Annotated in this window: 18 protein-coding genes; 10 read left to right on the forward strand and 8 right to left on the reverse strand. The window is 62.2% G+C overall.

Translation table 11 applies throughout. The features are described from left to right. The first annotated feature begins 5 nt into the window (after window positions 1-5). Genes JN279_RS12715 through JN279_RS12725 form a run of 3 tightly spaced genes read left to right on the forward strand, consistent with a single transcriptional unit; the run spans window position 6 to window position 2,674 of the window. Window positions 6-1,889 (forward strand): ABC transporter ATP-binding protein, encoded by a 1,884-nt coding sequence (locus JN279_RS12715; RefSeq protein WP_202352918.1) that lies wholly within the window; start codon window positions 6-8, stop codon window positions 1,887-1,889. Window positions 1,890-1,893: 4 nt separating this feature from the next. Further along, complete coding sequence (locus tag JN279_RS12720; protein ID WP_096449358.1) at window positions 1,894-2,361, forward strand: GNAT family N-acetyltransferase; 468 nt, start codon at window positions 1,894-1,896, stop codon at window positions 2,359-2,361. A gap of 1 nt (window position 2,362) precedes the next feature. Next, a complete protein-coding gene (locus JN279_RS12725) occupies window positions 2,363-2,674 on the forward strand; it encodes a DUF6665 family protein (RefSeq protein ID WP_096449356.1) in 312 nt (103 codons plus the stop codon). A gap of 3 nt (window positions 2,675-2,677) precedes the next feature. On the opposite strand, the gene JN279_RS12730 is transcribed toward JN279_RS12725, so the two are convergent. After that, a complete protein-coding gene (locus JN279_RS12730) occupies window positions 2,678-3,022 on the reverse strand; it encodes a cupin domain-containing protein (protein ID WP_095201909.1) in 345 nt (114 codons plus the stop codon). Window positions 3,023-3,336: 314 nt separating this feature from the next. Here JN279_RS12730 and petA point away from each other — a divergent pair, with 314 nt between their 5' ends. The 4 genes from petA to JN279_RS12750 all read left to right on the forward strand — a co-directional run bounded on the left by petA (window position 3,337) and on the right by JN279_RS12750 (window position 6,940). After that, a complete protein-coding gene (gene petA / locus JN279_RS12735) occupies window positions 3,337-3,897 on the forward strand; it encodes a ubiquinol-cytochrome c reductase iron-sulfur subunit (RefSeq protein WP_096449354.1) in 561 nt (186 codons plus the stop codon). A 17-nt stretch (window positions 3,898-3,914) separates the two neighbouring features. Beyond that, entirely contained in the window at window positions 3,915-5,216 is a 1,302-nt protein-coding gene (locus tag JN279_RS12740; RefSeq protein WP_096449352.1) for a cytochrome b, read from the forward strand. A gap of 27 nt (window positions 5,217-5,243) precedes the next feature. Then, window positions 5,244-6,110, forward strand: a complete 867-nt coding sequence (locus tag JN279_RS12745; RefSeq protein WP_096449350.1) for a cytochrome c1 — start codon at window positions 5,244-5,246, stop codon at window positions 6,108-6,110. 134 nt (window positions 6,111-6,244) lie between these two features. Then, complete coding sequence (locus JN279_RS12750) at window positions 6,245-6,940, forward strand: acid phosphatase (RefSeq protein ID WP_202352919.1); 696 nt, start codon at window positions 6,245-6,247, stop codon at window positions 6,938-6,940. 131 nt (window positions 6,941-7,071) lie between these two features. Here JN279_RS12750 and JN279_RS12755 read toward each other — a convergent pair whose 3' ends face one another. Beyond that, window positions 7,072-7,569: a hypothetical protein gene (locus JN279_RS12755; protein ID WP_202352920.1), complete on the reverse strand. Its 498-nt coding sequence runs from the start codon at window positions 7,567-7,569 to the stop codon at window positions 7,072-7,074. A 104-nt stretch (window positions 7,570-7,673) separates the two neighbouring features. Between JN279_RS12755 and JN279_RS12760 the strand changes: the two genes are divergently transcribed. Continuing rightward, window positions 7,674-8,234, forward strand: coding sequence for a nuclear transport factor 2 family protein (locus JN279_RS12760; RefSeq protein WP_244734546.1), 561 nt, complete (start codon window positions 7,674-7,676; stop codon window positions 8,232-8,234). Window positions 8,235-8,307: 73 nt separating this feature from the next. Next, window positions 8,308-8,853: an adenine phosphoribosyltransferase gene (locus tag JN279_RS12765; protein WP_096449344.1), complete on the forward strand. Its 546-nt coding sequence runs from the start codon at window positions 8,308-8,310 to the stop codon at window positions 8,851-8,853. 115 nt (window positions 8,854-8,968) lie between these two features. On the opposite strand, the gene JN279_RS12770 is transcribed toward JN279_RS12765, so the two are convergent. From JN279_RS12770 to corA, 3 genes are all read right to left on the reverse strand, one after another. Then, window positions 8,969-9,439 (reverse strand): MaoC family dehydratase, encoded by a 471-nt coding sequence (locus tag JN279_RS12770; RefSeq protein WP_096449342.1) that lies wholly within the window; start codon window positions 9,437-9,439, stop codon window positions 8,969-8,971. Then, window positions 9,436-9,906 (reverse strand): MaoC family dehydratase, encoded by a 471-nt coding sequence (locus tag JN279_RS12775; RefSeq protein WP_096449340.1) that lies wholly within the window; start codon window positions 9,904-9,906, stop codon window positions 9,436-9,438. Before JN279_RS12775 ends, JN279_RS12770 begins: the two co-directional genes overlap by 4 nt. Before the next feature lie 114 nt (window positions 9,907-10,020). After that, a complete protein-coding gene (gene corA / locus JN279_RS12780) occupies window positions 10,021-10,995 on the reverse strand; it encodes a magnesium/cobalt transporter CorA (protein WP_096449338.1) in 975 nt (324 codons plus the stop codon). Window positions 10,996-11,325: 330 nt separating this feature from the next. Here corA and JN279_RS12785 point away from each other — a divergent pair, with 330 nt between their 5' ends. Beyond that, window positions 11,326-12,078 carry a DUF5131 family protein gene (locus JN279_RS12785; protein ID WP_096449336.1) on the forward strand — a complete coding sequence of 251 codons (753 nt, stop codon included), beginning with the start codon at window positions 11,326-11,328 and terminating at the stop codon, window positions 12,076-12,078. Here the strand turns inward: JN279_RS12785 and JN279_RS12790 are convergent. The 3 genes from JN279_RS12790 to JN279_RS12800 form a co-directional block, all read right to left on the reverse strand. Next, window positions 12,033-12,950, reverse strand: a complete 918-nt coding sequence (locus tag JN279_RS12790) for a three-Cys-motif partner protein TcmP (RefSeq protein WP_096449334.1) — start codon at window positions 12,948-12,950, stop codon at window positions 12,033-12,035. The two genes, JN279_RS12785 and JN279_RS12790, sit on opposite strands and share 46 nt — an antisense overlap. A 202-nt stretch (window positions 12,951-13,152) precedes the next feature. Further along, window positions 13,153-14,256 (reverse strand): redox-regulated ATPase YchF, encoded by a 1,104-nt coding sequence (gene ychF, locus JN279_RS12795; protein ID WP_096449332.1) that lies wholly within the window; start codon window positions 14,254-14,256, stop codon window positions 13,153-13,155. A 118-nt stretch (window positions 14,257-14,374) separates the two neighbouring features. Next, window positions 14,375-15,127, reverse strand: a complete 753-nt coding sequence (locus JN279_RS12800) for a tetratricopeptide repeat protein (RefSeq protein ID WP_202352921.1) — start codon at window positions 15,125-15,127, stop codon at window positions 14,375-14,377. Window positions 15,128-15,219: the final 92 nt, after the last annotated feature.

Genomic DNA, 15,219 nt, shown 5'->3' on the forward strand with positions numbered 1-15,219 from the left:
GCCGCATGATGACAGCCGTCTATCGCTGGTTCGAGAACTGGGTCTTTCCGTTCAGGGAGCCGGCGAATCTTCGGCCACCGTCCAGCGTTGGCGGGTTTCTCTGGCACTATGTCGGCCAGGCGAAGTTCGCCTTCTTCGCCATGCTTGTCATCGGCGGCATCGCGCCACTGGTCGAAGCAGGCCTGTTCTACTTCGTCGGGCGGCTGGTCGACATCCTCGACCAGCTTCCCGGCGAACGCAGCTGGCATGCGCTGTGGACCGCCGCCGGCCCGGAGCTGGTGTTCATGATCGCGGTGGTGCTGGTTATTCGCACCGTCGTCGTCGGCCTCTCGGCGCTGGTCGACGAACAAACGATCACGCCAGGCTTCTACAATCTGGTGCGCTGGCAGGCGCACCGGCACGTGTCGCGCCAATCCTACGCCTTCTTCCAGAACGATTTCGCCGGCCGCATCGCGACCAAGGTCTGGCAGGCGGGGCAAGCGACCGGCGACCTGATGGAAAGCTTCATCGAGGTCGTCTGGTTCATGATCGTCTATACGGTGACGACGCTGGCGCTGGTCGCCGGGCTCGATCTCAGACTGGCGGCGCTGGTGGTGGTCTGGATCGTGGCTTTTGGCGGGCTGGCCAGGCTCTATGTGCCGGCGATCCGAAAGCACGCCGAAGCGACGGCCGAGGCGGGCTCGATGATCAATGGCCGCATCGTCGATTCCTATTCCAATGTGCAGACGTTGAAACTGTTCTCGGCGGACGGCGACGACCGCTACATCAGGAACGGCTTCGACATCTATCTCGACGCGCTACGCCCCTTCACCCGCCAGCTCACCGGCGTGCGCATGGCGCTGACGACGCTGTCGGGTATCATGATCACGGCGATCGGCTGTTTTGCCGTCTATCTCTGGGTCGAGGGCTCGATCACCGTCGGCGCGGTCGCCTTCACCCTGTCGCTGGTGTTGCGGCTCAACATGCTGCTCGGCCGGCTGATGATGCAGCTCAACGGCATTTTGCGAAATCTCGGCGTGCTGGAAAACTCCAAGGCGCTGATCTCGCAGCCGCTCGGCCTCACCGACGCGCCCGACGCCAGGGAGCTTGTCGTTGCCGGCGGACGTATCGACGTGAAGGGCGTCGAGTTCCACTACGGCAAAGGGTTCGGCGTGCTGAACGGCATCGACCTCGTCGTCAAGCCGGGCGAGAAGGTCGGGTTGGTCGGACCATCGGGCGCGGGCAAGACGACGCTCGCCAATCTGATCCTGCGGCTCTACGACCTGGAAGGCGGGTCGATCACCATCGATGGCCAGAGCGTTGCCCAGGTCACGCAGAATTCGCTGCGCGCCAATATCGGCGTCGTCAGCCAGGACACCGCCCTGTTCCACCGGTCGCTGCGCGACAACATCAAGCTCGGAATGCCCGATGCGACCGACGCCGAGGTGATCGTGGCGGCCAAGAAGGCCGAGGCGCACGACTTCATCCTGGGCCTGCGCGACAACAGGGATCGTGCCGGCTACGAGGCGTTTGTCGGCGAGCGCGGCGTGAAACTGTCGGGTGGCCAGCGCCAGCGCGTGGCGATCGCCCGTGTCTTCCTCAAGGACGCGCCGATCCTGATCCTCGACGAGGCGACCTCGGCACTCGATTCCGACATCGAGGCAGCGATCCAGGAGAATCTGACGCGGCTGATGGAGAACAAGACGGTGATCGCCATCGCCCACCGGCTGTCGACGATCGCCGCGCTCGACCGCCTGGTGGTGCTGGACGGCGGGCGAATCGTCGAGCAAGGCACGCATGACGAGTTGGTGGCGCTCGACGGACTCTATGCGCGGCTGTGGAAGCGGCAGTCGGGCGGCTTCCTGTATCACGAGGAAAGCGTGCTCGAAGAGACGCGGCCGGCGGAGTAGGCGCATGGGTGAGATGCCAGAAGTCGGCTATGTGCTCAAGCGGCTCCGGCCAACCACGCCGGCCTTCGACAGGCTGAAGGATGAGAGCCGGCTGGAAGGCTACTGGATGCTGGTGCGCCTGGCGGACGGCTGGGCGAGCGGCCGCAACAAGTTCCTGAAACGGGGCGAGGCGTTGTTCGGGGCATGGCATGGCCGCGAGCTCGCCGGTGTGTGCGGGCTGAACATCGATCCTTATGCCGAGGGCAGGGACCAGGGCCGGGTGCGGCACCTGTTCGTCGGCGCGCCTCACCGCCGCGCCGGCCTTGGCCGCATGCTGGTCGAGACCGTCATCGATCGCGCACGCCGCTATTTCACCGTGTTGAACACCCGTGCGCCGCCGGAAGCCTTCGTTTTCTACGAACGGCTTGGCTTTCAGCCGGTGTTGGGTGAAGAATTCGTCACGCATCGCATGTCGTTCGAAAAAGGGGGCTGAAATGTCCTTGCGTCCGCCATCTCATCTTGCCGGCTCTTCGGCGGCCGAAGCGGCCTTCGACGCGCTTGGCCACGAGATCCTGGCCGAGAAGGCGGCGGCCCTCGGCCGCGCCGGACAGCGCGTGGAAGAAACGCTGGCCAGGTTGCGCGCCAATGGCGACGAGCAGTTGCGTCCCAAGCTTCTCAAGGAAGCCGCCGAGGCGGTGCACGGCTATTTCATCCAACGCGAGTTGTGCGGCTTGCGCAAGCACGATGGCGTCATCCGCGAGTACGACATCCCAAGGGCCGTGCTGGTCAGGCTTGGCGCCAAATAGGGATTACTCCAGCCACTTTGTGATGAACGTGCCGTTCTCGTGAATGTCGGTCGTTTCCAGCGGACCCGGGCCGAGATTGGTGAATTTGTGCGGCGTGTGGGGCGGGACGATGACGATCTGGCCGGCGGAAGCCTCGATTTCCTTGTCGCCGACGGTGAACAGCCCGGTGCCTTGGCGGATGATGAAGATCTCCGCGTAAGGGTGGGCGTGCAGCCGCGGGCCGCCGCCTTCATCAGGCAGGTAGTTGAAGATCAGGCAGGAGTTGGAACCGTAGGCGCCGCATTGCAGTTCGCCCTTCCAGTGGTCGGAGCGAACAGCCCATTCCTCACGATCGATGACGTGTGCCATGCCTGGGAAGATAGATCACACCGGCGCCCTCTGTCGAGGCAAGCCGGGGCCTTGGATTTGCGGTTGTTTCCCGGTTGTTTAGCCGCCTATTGCGGCGGTTCGCCGTCCCGCCGGGCAATAGGAGATTTTGTCCCCGCGACAATCTGCCCTTGTGCCTTGACCCGTCTGGACAAAAACGGGCTTCACGCATAAACCGAAGTCCAAATGCCGGAGGAATTCGCTAGCCTGTTCGCCATGCGCTGTCGGGTTGGCGTGATTGAGCGGGGAACAAGGCTCGGCCACCGGCGCGGAAGAGGCGAAAGGATCAGGCACCCGTGAGCGCAACCGACATCCACGATCCCAATCGTCGAGATTTTCTTTATGTCGCCACGGGCATGGCCGCCGTGGTCGGCGCCGGTGCCGTCGCCTGGCCGTTCATCGACCAGATGCGCCCCGATGCCTCGACGCTGGCGCTCGCCTCGGTCGAAGTCGATGTCGCCTCGCTGACGCCGGGCATGTCGCTGATCGTCAAGTGGCGCGGCAAGCCGGTCGTGGTGCGCAACCGCACCGAAAAGGAAATGAAGGACGGCGAGGCCGTCAACCTTTCCGATCTCAAGGATCCGATCGCCCGCAATGCCAATCTGCCGTCCGACGCGCCGGCGACCGACGCCAACCGCACCACGCCCGGCAAGGAAGCCTGGATGGTGATGGTTCAGGTCTGCACGCATCTGGGCTGCATTCCGCTCGGCCAGGAAGGCGATTTCGGCGGCTGGTTCTGCCCGTGCCATGGTTCGCAATACGATACCGCCGGCCGCATCCGCAAAGGCCCGGCGCCCGAGAACATGGCTGTGCCGGTATTCAAATTCATTTCCGATACCAAGATCCTTATCGGTTGAGGCAGGGGGATATTTCGATGAGCGAGGGACACTCGACCTACACGCCCAAAACCGGTATCGAACGCTGGTTCGACGCCCGCATGCCGCTGCCCAGGCTGGTCTATGACAGCTTCGTCGCCTATCCGGTGCCGCGCAACCTCAACTACATGTGGACGTTCGGCGGCATCTTGGCGATCATGCTGGTTTCGCAGATCCTGACCGGCATCGTGCTGGCCATGCACTATACGGCCGACACCAATCTCGCCTTCGGTTCGGTCGAGAAGATCATGCGCGACGTGAATTCCGGCTGGCTGTTGCGCTACATGCATGCCAACGGCGCGTCGTTCTTCTTCATCGCCGTCTATCTCCATATCTTCCGTGGCCTCTATTACGGCTCCTACAAGGCGCCGCGCGAGCTGCTGTGGATCCTCGGCTGCATCATCTACCTCTTGATGATGGCGACCGGCTTCATGGGCTACGTGCTGCCATGGGGACAGATGAGCTTCTGGGGCGCCACCGTCATCACCGGCTTCTTCAGCGCCATTCCGCTGGTCGGCGAGTGGATCCAGCAGCTGCTGCTCGGCGGTTTTGCCGTCGACAACCCGACGCTGAACCGCTTCTTTTCGCTGCACTATCTCCTGCCGTTCATGATTGCCGGCGTCGTCGTGCTGCACGTCTGGGCGCTGCACGTGACAGGCCAGAGCAACCCGACCGGCATCGAGGTCAAGTCGAAGACCGACACCGTCGCCTTCACCCCTTACGCGACCATCAAGGACGCGTTCGGTATGATCGTGTTCCTGTTCATCTTCGCCTATTTCATCTTCTTCCTGCCGAACTATCTCGGCCATGCCGACAATTACATCGTCGCCAATCCGTTGAAGACTCCGGCCCACATCGTGCCGGAATGGTACTTCCTGCCGTTCTACGCGATCCTGCGCGCCATCACCTTCAACATCGGGCCGATCAACTCCAAGCTCGGCGGCGTGCTGTGCATGTTCGGCGCCATCGTCATGCTGTTCCTGGTGCCGTGGCTCGACACCTCCAAGGTGCGCTCGGCGGTCTACCGGCCCTGGTACAAGCTGTTCTTCTGGCTGTTCGTGGCCGACGCCATCCTGCTCGGCTGGCTGGGCTCGCAGCCGGCGGAAGGCAGCTACGTGTTCATGGCGCAGATGGCGACGTTGTTCTACTTCGCCTTTTTCCTGGTCGCGCTGCCGGTGCTTGGCCTGATCGAGACGCCGCGCAGGCTGCCGAATTCGATCACCGAGGCGGTGCTCGAAAAGAACAAGGGTGGCAGCGGGCATCCGGCGGGCGCCGCGGCCGCGCCAGAGACCAAGGGCTGAGCGGTAGAGAATCTAAGGGGATTTGGCATGAAAAAGATTCTCACCTCGCTGGCGCTGGTCGGCCTTGTGGCCGCCGGCACCGCCGCCTTCGCGGCCGAAGAGGCGCACAACGCGGCAGCGCCGACGCATTTCCCGATCAACGAGCCGAAGGAGATGAGCTGGAGCTTCACCGGCCCGTTCGGCACCTATGACAAGGGCCAGCTGCAGCGCGGCCTGAAGGTCTACAAGGAAGTCTGCTCGGCCTGCCATTCGATGAATATGGTGGCGTTCCGCACGCTCGAGGGGCCAACGGGCCTTGGCTATTCGGATGCGCAGATCAAGTCGCTGGCGGCCACCTACACCATCCATGACGGCCCCAACGATGCCGGCGAGATGTTCGACCGTCCCGGCAAGCCATCGGACTATTTCCCGGCGCCATTCGCCAATGTAGAGGCCGCCGCGGCCGCCAATGGCGGCGCGGCACCGCCGGACATGTCGCTGCTGGCCAAGGCGCGCGGCGTCGAGCGCGGCTTTCCGCAATTCGTCTTCGACATCTTCACCCAGTATGATGCCGGCGGTCCCGACTATATCCATTCGCTGCTGACCGGCTACGACCAGACGCCGCCGGCCGGCATGGTCATCCCCGAGGGCACGCACTACAACCCTTACTTCATGTCCGGCGTGTCGCTGAAAATGCCCAAGCCGCTCTCCGACGGCCAGGTGACCTATGATGACGGCGCGCCGCAGACGGTCGACCAGTATTCCCGCGACGTGGCTGCCTTCCTGATGTGGGCGGCCGAGCCGCACATGGAGGCCCGCAAGCATACCGGCGTCAACGTGCTGTTTTTCCTCCTGGTGTTCGGTGCGCTGGTCTACCTCGTGAAGCGCAAGGTGTGGGAAGGCGTGGCGCACTAACCGCGCCGAGGGGCTGCACAGGATTACGAAAGGGCGCCTTAAGGCGCCCTTTTCGCATTTCCGGAGGCGGTGATGTCACATGGCCGTCACGGCAGGCGGCGATCCTGCGTCATTCCCAACGAAGGATCGCACCCATGAAGAAATACGCATCGCTGGCGGCTGGTCTGCTGCTGCTGGTCATCGGCTCGGCCGCCCAGGCCGAAGACGCGAAACCCTTCGTGACCAACAAGGATATCGACCTGACGATGATCCTGCCGCCGCCGCCGGCCAACGATTCGGCGCAGACCAAGGCCGAACTCGGCGAGGTGCTGGCGCTGCAGGTGACGCGCACGCCCGAGATGGTGGCCAACGCCGTTGCCGATTCCGAGGAGAATGTCTGGCGCTTCGCCAATGTGATGGGTCCGAATTTCACCAAGGAGAGGCTGCCGAAGTTCAGCGCCTTCTTCGATCGCGTGGTCGAGACCGAAGGCGCTGTCGTCGATCCGGCCAAGGATGTCTGGAAGCGCCCGCGTCCGCACCAGCTCAGTGATCTCGTCAAGCCCGCGGTCAAGCTGTCGAGTTCCGGCTCCTGGCCGTCGGGTCATGCCACTGTCGGCACCATGATGGGCATCATCCTGGCCGACATGGTTCCGGAGAAGCGCGCGGAGATCATGGCGCGCGCGGCCGAATACGCCCACAACCGCGAGGTTGGCGGCATCCACTATGCGTCCGACGTGGAGATGGGCAAGATTTCCGGCAGCGTCATTGCCGCTGTCCTGCTCAACCGGGACGACTTCAAGGCCGAGTACGAAGTGGCCAGGGCCGAGCTTCGTTCTGACCTCGGCATGTAAGTCCCAAAGCGCGTCGCGTCGAAGCGGATTCACGCGACGCGCTTTGGGTGCTCGCTGCGCGCGCCAGCCGGGGCGTCGGTTTGTCTTCGTTCTCGCGCAGCCGGCTCCAGGAGACTAAAGCCGGCAACAGCTCACTGCGTCGACACTTGCACCGATATTGGAAAGGCAAAATACAGGTTGCAGGCAAGAAGCTCGATACCTCGTTTACCCCTGCGAGCGAGAGGCTCAGGCGCTTCAACGCCAACGGTTGCGCTGCCTTTGCCCTTCGTCTGCAGTGCGACGAGAGCATCATAGACTGCGCGACGCTCGCGGACGGATGCCTGCTTCGGATTTTCAGGGTAATAAAAGGGGATCGTCAAAATCAGATAGTCCATCCGACAGCGCGGCGCCGAAATCGCGATTGCCTTCTTGCGCAGAGCGATCTCGAACGCGCCGGACCGTTCGTCGAATCCAGTCATCCATTGTCGACGCGTATGCAATTGTCCAAGCGCGTCGCCGACCACGAAATCTGCCGGGCGCAGCACGACCGTCCAACTGGCCCGCTCGGCAGCGGAGACGGCTACCGGCGCCCAGCTCAAGAGCGAGGTTGCCATGATGACGGTCGGCATTTTCCGCAGAAGATAGGTCATGCAGCGACCATGGTTCGACCGGAAGGGATGCTTCAGGCGCCCCTTTTTACCCCTATGCGAGCGTTCGGCAACCCGTCCTTTGGCATAGCGCGGCGCTCAAACAGATGCGGATCGAGATCGGACGGGTTATGAAGCTCATTGGGCTGCAATTCGATCGGACAAGTGCCGCGTGTCAATCTCCGGTGCAGGGAGGCGAACGGAAGGAGCGGATCATGGCGAACGGGATGGGTACGGACGAGGACATGATACGGGCCATCATCGACAGGCAGTTTGCCAGCCTTAGCTGGGATGAGACTATCGCCCCAAGGTGGGATGATTTCGCGGGCGATTTCCTGGACGGCGCCAGCCTCTATCCGGCAGCCCGCCCGGCAAGGCGCACCAGCGTCGCCGATTTCGTCGAGCGGATGCGCGGCCTGTCCGACACCTCACTGCGGTCGCTTCAGGAGACCGTGCTCGGCACCGACATCTGCGTCTTCGGAAACATCGCGATCGCGGCGGTCACGGCGGAGATGATCGAGAACAGTGCCGAGACCAGCCGGTCCATGGAAATGCTGTTGCTGGTGAAAAGTGAAGGGCAGTGGAAGATCGTCGCGCAGGCATGGGACAAAGCGAGCGAGGCCAATCCTTTGCCGGATGCGCTTGTCTCGGGCGTCACATCGCGCTAGCCGTTGTCGGTCGCGTCGGGTTTGGTCCCTGCGCCGTTCGCATTTGCCCAGCTGGATCATCCGGAGCCGCCTTATGAAACCTTCGCTCGAAGACACGCTGCTGGCGGCGATCCGCACCATTCCGGACTATCCGAAGCCCGGCATCCTGTTTCGCGACATCACCACGCTGCTCGGCAATGCGCGCGCCTTCCGCCGCGCCATCGACGAGCTGGTGCATCCCTATGCCGGGCAGAAGGTCGACAAGATCGCCGGCATCGAGGCGCGCGGGTTCATCCTTGGCGGCGCCGTCGCTCATCAGCTCTCGGCCGGTTTCGTGCCGATCCGCAAGAAGGGCAAACTGCCCTACGAGACGGTGCGCGTCGCCTACAGCCTGGAATACGGGCTGGACGAGATGGAGATGCACAAGGACGGCGTTGCCCCCGGTGAAAAGGTGATCCTGGTCGACGATCTGATCGCCACCGGCGGCACGGCGGAAGCGGCGGTCAGGCTGCTACGCCAGATCGGCGCCGATATCCTTGCCGCCTGCTTCGTCATCGACCTGCCGGATCTGGGTGGGCGTGCCAGGCTGGAGGCGCTTGGCGTGCCGGTCAGGACGCTGATCGGGTTTGAGGGGCATTGAGGGGCGCTTGATCACAACCGCCCGGCCGGGTCCCCGCTGCTTCGCAGCGTCCCGGCGTTCGTCGGCCTTTCATCGTGCCACTGGCACGATGAATTCGGTTACGCGAACCGGCTACTCACTCCACCTTCACCAGCACGGCGCTGTCGAACTCCAGCACCTTGTCGCCGGCCGAATCGAAAGCTTCGGCGCGCAGCGACAGCATTCGCCAGCCGGGGCGCGAGGCGATGGGGCGGTGGGACAGCGCGGTGCGGCTGAAGGTTACAGTCTCGCCGGCCAAGACCGGCTTCAGCCACTTCAGATTCTTGAAACCAGGCGAGGGGCCGAATTCCGGGACCGGGCCGGGGCCGTTCCAGTTGGCGCCCTCGGCATCCATGCTCGCTTCGAGGTTGAGCTTCATCCAGGTGGCGGCGGTGTGCCAGCCGGAGGCGCAGAGCCCGCCGAGCACGCTCTTCTTCGCGGCTTCCTCGTCGATATGGAAGATCTGCGGGTCGTATTTGCGCGCGAACGCCTTGATCGCCTCGGCTTCGAATGTGTGCGAGCCCAGCGTCATCGTGATGCCGATGCGGAAGAATTCATCCAGGGTCATGCGGCATTCCCCGCGGCATCACGCGTCAGGAACATGACGGAATTCTCGAGCTCGAAAACGCTTTCGCCACGCTGGTTGACCAGCTCGCTGCGCATGGTGACGAAGCCGAGTTGCGGCTTCGATTTCGAGAGGCGTTTGGCCAGGACAACCAGCTTGCCTCTGAGCGTATCGCCGGCCAGGACCGGTTTCTTCCACCTGACCTGATCGACGCCGGGCGCGCCTTGGCAGGTGGAGTCCAAAAGGAAGGCATCGCACAGCATGCGCATGAACATGGCGCAGGTGTGCCAGCCCGAGGCCGACAGGCCGCCCAGAATGCTGGCCTTGCCGGCTTCCTCGTCGAGATGCATCGGCTGGGCATCGAATTCGCTGGCGAATTCGATGATCTCGGCCGCGCTTACCTGTTTGGTGCCGAGGTCGAACGAGGCACCCTCGACGAAATCCTCATAGGCCCATGTTTTTCCGGTCATGTCGGCAATCCGGTTAAATCCCCAGAGATCGGGCAACCCGGATGCAGGCCGGCAGCGTTTTGGTCAAGTCCTTTCTGGTGAGCCAGCCTGAGGCAGCAGGCGGGGCGGCTGCGCTCAGAGCCAGCCGCGGCGGCGGAAATACCAGAAGGGCAGGATCGCCGACAGGATCATCAGGCCGATGGCGAAGGGATAGCCGAGCTGCCATTTCAGCTCGGGAATGACGTCGAAATTCATGCCGTAGATCGAGGCGACCAGCGTCGGCGGCAGGAAGATGACGGCGGCGACCGAGAAGATCTTGATGATGGCGTTCTGCTCGATCGAGATCATGCCCAGCGTGGCGTCGAGCAGGAAGGAGATCTTCTGCGACAGGAAGGTGGCGTGGTCGGCAAGCGACAGCACATCGCGCGACAAGGTCTTGATGCGGGCGCGGACGTCCTTGCTCATCTTGGTCTGGGTCGCGACATGGGCGAGGAAGCCGGCAAGGCGCTGCAGGGAGATCAGGCTGTCGCGGATCGAGGAGGCGATGTCCTCCTTGCGGCCGATGGCTTTCAGGAGTTCCTGGAAGTCGCGGTTGCGCTTCGACACTTTGGTCGAACGTGCTTCGAAGATATCGCGCGAGATCCCCTCGATGTCGCGGCCGGCGCGTTCGAGTATGTCGGCAAGGCGGTCGACGATCGCTTCCAGGAGGCCGATCAGGATGGTGTCGCCGCTGGTGCAGCCTGTCGCCACCTTCTCGGCGCGCAGCGGGAAGGTCTTGAAGGCCTTCGGTTCATGATAGCGAATGGTGATCAGCCTGTTGCCGGCAAGAGCGAAGGTGACCGGCGACATCAGGGGGTCGTCGACCTCGGTCTGGGCCGGCAAAGTGGCGGTCATGAAGTAGGCGCCGTCCTCGATATAGAGGCGGCTGGAAATCTCGATCTCCTCCATCTCCTCGCGGGTCGGGATGGCGACGCCGAGCCAGCTTTCGATGGTGGCCTCTTCCTCCTTGGTCGGACTGATGAGGTCGGCCCAGACGACCCGATCGCCATCCGCCAGCAGGTCGTCGACGACACGCAGGCGATCATTGTCCACGACAAATGCCTTGATCATCGCCAGATCTCCCCTGCGAAGGTGCGTACGGATTGCGCGTCGTGTCGGATTGCACGGCTCTTCGTCGTGTGCGCGACCGTGTGCCAGCCGCTTAGACCTGTGCCATGACAAAATCAAGACAAGTGACGGCCCGACGGATGGCTCCCAGTTGCTCAGAAAAACTCGTCGAGAGGCTGGTATCGGTGCTGCAGCAGGACGTGGTCTATCCCGTCCGAGATCGGCGTGATACAGCCAACTCAAAGTCTCGTTGTGAACAAATTCCTAGGGTATATTTTATAGTGACGTTTACAATGTCTATGCCACTCTTCCATCAACACGGAAGGTGAAGTGATGGCCGAAACATCAATCGAATGGACAGATGCGACCTGGAACCCGGTCGCCGGCTGCACAATTCTCACTGCTGGATGCACAAATTGTTACGCAATGAGGATGGCCGCGCGGCTGGAAGCCATGGGAGTCGACAAGTATGTGGGGGTGACACGCAAAAGCGGTGGCAAAGCGAAATGGACGGGCAAGATCAAGCTCGACCACGCATCGCTTTCTGTTCCGCAAGAATGGAAGAAGCCCAAGCGTGTCTTCGTGAACTCAATGTCTGATCTCTTCCATTCGGAAGTGCCAACCGCCTTCATCGCTGAGATATGGCAGGTCATGGCTGCTACGCCCCGCCACACGTATCAAATTCTGACAAAGCGGCCCGATAGGATGTCGGAGGTACTTTCCACCCCCGAGTTCAATGTGCTTCCGAACGTCTGGCTCGGAACCAGTGTCGAAGATAGTCGGGTGCTGTACAGGCTGGATGAACTCCGTGCGGTTCCTGCGGCCGTGAGATTCGTTTCATTCGAACCCCTAATCGGCTCTGTCGCCGGCGCCAATCTTAAAAGCATTCACTGGGCAATCGTCGGAGGCGAAAGCGGACCACAGGCTAGGCCGCTAGATACGCGATGGGTGGACGAGATTTTCGACCAGTGCACCGATACAGACACAGCGTTCTTCTTCAAACAATGGGGCGGCAAGAACAAGAAGGTAACAGGTCGCACCTATCGCGATCGGCTTTGGGACAATCTTCCCGATTTGAGAATATGAGAGGCCATCTTTGTCGCTAGTGCGACTGCGGCCGGGCTAGTGTTTGACACGGCGAAAAAGAGTGAAGCAAGTGGTGCGCCGCCTTTGTGATGAAGGCGGACTGGGTCCAAGACAGCCCCTTTGAACACTGTTCGCAGGCGCTCCTTCACGTATGATTCAATCGCGTTCACATCCGCTCTGCGTACTGCTTGCCCGTTCGTTTCGAACAGGTCTTGGCGAGTACTTTCGTGATTGTACCAACGCTCGCGCCAATCGGTGGCTCCTAGAACGCGATACAGGCTTGCTTGCTTACTCGGATCGAGCTTTGCTGGGTCATGAGGAGCATTTCGGTAGAGACCTGATAACGGAAAGAAATACCAACAGTCCAAGGCCTCTGTTGCTGCAATGGCCTTTACCGTGTCCCAGGAAACCTCCATGCCATAGGGATCGAGGAAGACAACGCCACGAATTCCACGACCGACTGTCTCCGGCCCACGCCAATTTGTGCGCTTGCAAAGGCGTTGGACAAGATCGTTAGCCTCTCCGTTCCGAGCAATTATCTTGCGATTGGGATACTCAGAGATCAACTCGTTGAGCTGCGCAAAACGGGAGCTATCCTGTTCGATCAGCACGATAGAATGCATCGGTGGGTCGACTTCGATTGCAATCCTAGCAGACCCCTGTGTCGTTACCTCTTCCGGTTCTGCCATTTCTGAACCGAAGAGGGGAAGACCGGGGCGGACTTCTGTACGCGTCCCAGAGCCTGCAAAAGCGTCGATGTAAACGCAAGCGAATTCCTGATCGCGCAAAGCGATAGCAAAGGCTCGAAGATATTCCTGTAAGCAACGAAGCTTCTTAGGGGTGTCTGGGCCCCCAAAAACGTGTGTTACCATCGTCGTCACCCTCCACCCCGGTACATCGATACGCAGAATGAGTGGAGTGTCTAGGAGAAACTATGCCATGGCGATGTATTTATCGCGCAATTGAGGCTGAGTGATTTTCGTCTACCCAAGATATCGATCGCCGTAGCAGTACGCTTTACAGTATCGAGGCCGCCATTAGGCAATCTCGCCATAGGCGGGGTGCTTCAAGATGTCATGTATTGAACTTGAACAGCATGATGTCGCCGTCCTGGACGACATATTCCTTGCCTTCGTCGCGCGCCTTGCCGGCTTCCTTGGCCGCCACTTCGCCGCCCAGCGTGACGAAGTCGTTGTAGGCGATGGTCTGGGCGCGGATGAAGCCGCGTTCGAAATCCGTGTGGATGACGCCGGCGGCCTGAGGTGCCTTGTCGCCCTTGTGGATGGTCCAGGCGCGCGTCTCCTTCGGCCCGACGGTGAAATAGGTGATGAGATGCAAAAGCTCGTAGCCGGCGCGGATGACCTTGTTCAGGCCCGGTTCGTCGAGGCCGAGCGAGGACAGGAATTCCATCTCTTCCTCGTCGGAGAGCTGGGCGACTTCGGCCTCGATCGCGGCCGAGATCACCACCGTGCCGGCGCCTTGCGCGGCGGCCATCTTTTCCACGGCCCTGGTGTGCTCGTTGCCGGTCGCGGCATCGGCCTCCGCGACATTGCAGACATAGAGCACGGGGTGCGAGGTCAGAAGATTCAAGCCCTGCAGGATGCGCAAATCTTCGGCAGAAATACCTTTGAGCAATACACGGGTCGGCTTGCCGGCCTGCAGCAGTTCGAGCGCGGCCTCCATCATCGGCAGCACGGTGGTGGCTTCCTTGTCCTTGCTGCCGGCACGCTTGCGGATCTGGACGATGCGGCGCTCGAGGCTGTCGAGGTCGGCGAGCATCAGCTCGGTCTCGACCGTCTCGGCGTCGGCGACGGGGTCGATGCGACCTTCGACATGGGTGATGTCGTCATCCTCGAAGCAACGCAGCACATGCACGATGGCGTCGACCTCGCGGATGTTGGCGAGGAACTGGTTGCCCAGCCCTTCACCCTTCGAGGCGCCACGCACCAGGCCGGCAATGTCGACGAAGGAGATGCGGGTCGGGATGATCTCCTTGGACTTGCCTATGGCCGCGATCTTCTGCAGGCGCGGGTCGGGCACCGCGACTTCGCCGGTGTTCGGTTCGATGGTGCAGAACGGATAGTTGGCGGCCTGCGCCGCCGCCGTCCTGGTCAGCGCGTTGAAGAGCGTCGACTTGCCGACGTTGGGCAAGCCAACGATGCCGCATTTGAAACCCATTGTGTCCAGTCCTATCGGGAAAAGCGAAATTTGATGAGGGCTATGGGCGATAGGGGTGATCAACGTCAAGCCCCCAGCGGGATGGGTGGCCCGGCGAAGGCAAACCTATGGCCGGCGTTCAGCCTGCCAATTCTCGCAGTCTGGCGAGCCGGCGGGGTTCCCGGCTGACAAAGGCGGGATCGTCCCCGAGAACGGCCAGGGCGTGCCGCGCGCTCGAGCGCGCGCGGTTCATGTCGCCTAGTCCGGCATGGCACTCAGCCAGTTCCTCATGAATGTAAGGCGCCTGATCGCCAGTGGTTCGTGCCGCGTCGGCCGTCTCCTCGGCAAGCCGCCGGGCCTCATCGAGGCGACCAAGCGCGCGCAGCGTCCTGACGACCGCGTAGCGGGCGATGCGCAGCTCCCGGGCCTGGCTGCGCGACTGCCGCACCTCCACCGCCTGCTCGAAGACAGGCAATGCATCGTCGAACCGGCCGGCATCGAAATAGGACCAGCCGAGATTGTTGAGCAGAGGGCCGCGCCATGGCTCTGCCTGCGGATGTTCGCCGACATAGGCAAGGCCAATCGCGGTCCATTCGACGGCGTCGTCGAGTGTTCCGACGATGGCGATCATGTGGGCCGCATCGGCCGCCAGCACATGCGCCCGTGCCTCTCGTGCCAGCCGCCATGCCTCCTCAAACAGCGGCCGCGCCAGATCCCGCTGTCCGGCGGAATTGTACAGCCGGCCGCGCTCGATGGTGCATGCCGCCCGCCTGGTGGGGTCCTCGCCGGCAAGGACCATGGCCCGGTCGATCAGCCGATGGGCCGCACCGAAATCGCCGGCCAGGCCCAGCTGCCTGGCCTCCCCGGTCAGATCCGAAACATCATCCGCCATACCGGTCTCACTGCCACCGATCTTTGCCAGTACGCGCCAGTGCTAGCGTGGGACGTCGCCTGCCGGCAAGGCGGGCCGGCACCGGCCGCCGA

It is taken from the genome of Mesorhizobium sp. 113-1-2 (assembly GCF_016756475.1).
GTDB classification, from domain to species: domain Bacteria; phylum Pseudomonadota; class Alphaproteobacteria; order Rhizobiales; family Rhizobiaceae; genus Mesorhizobium; species Mesorhizobium loti_C.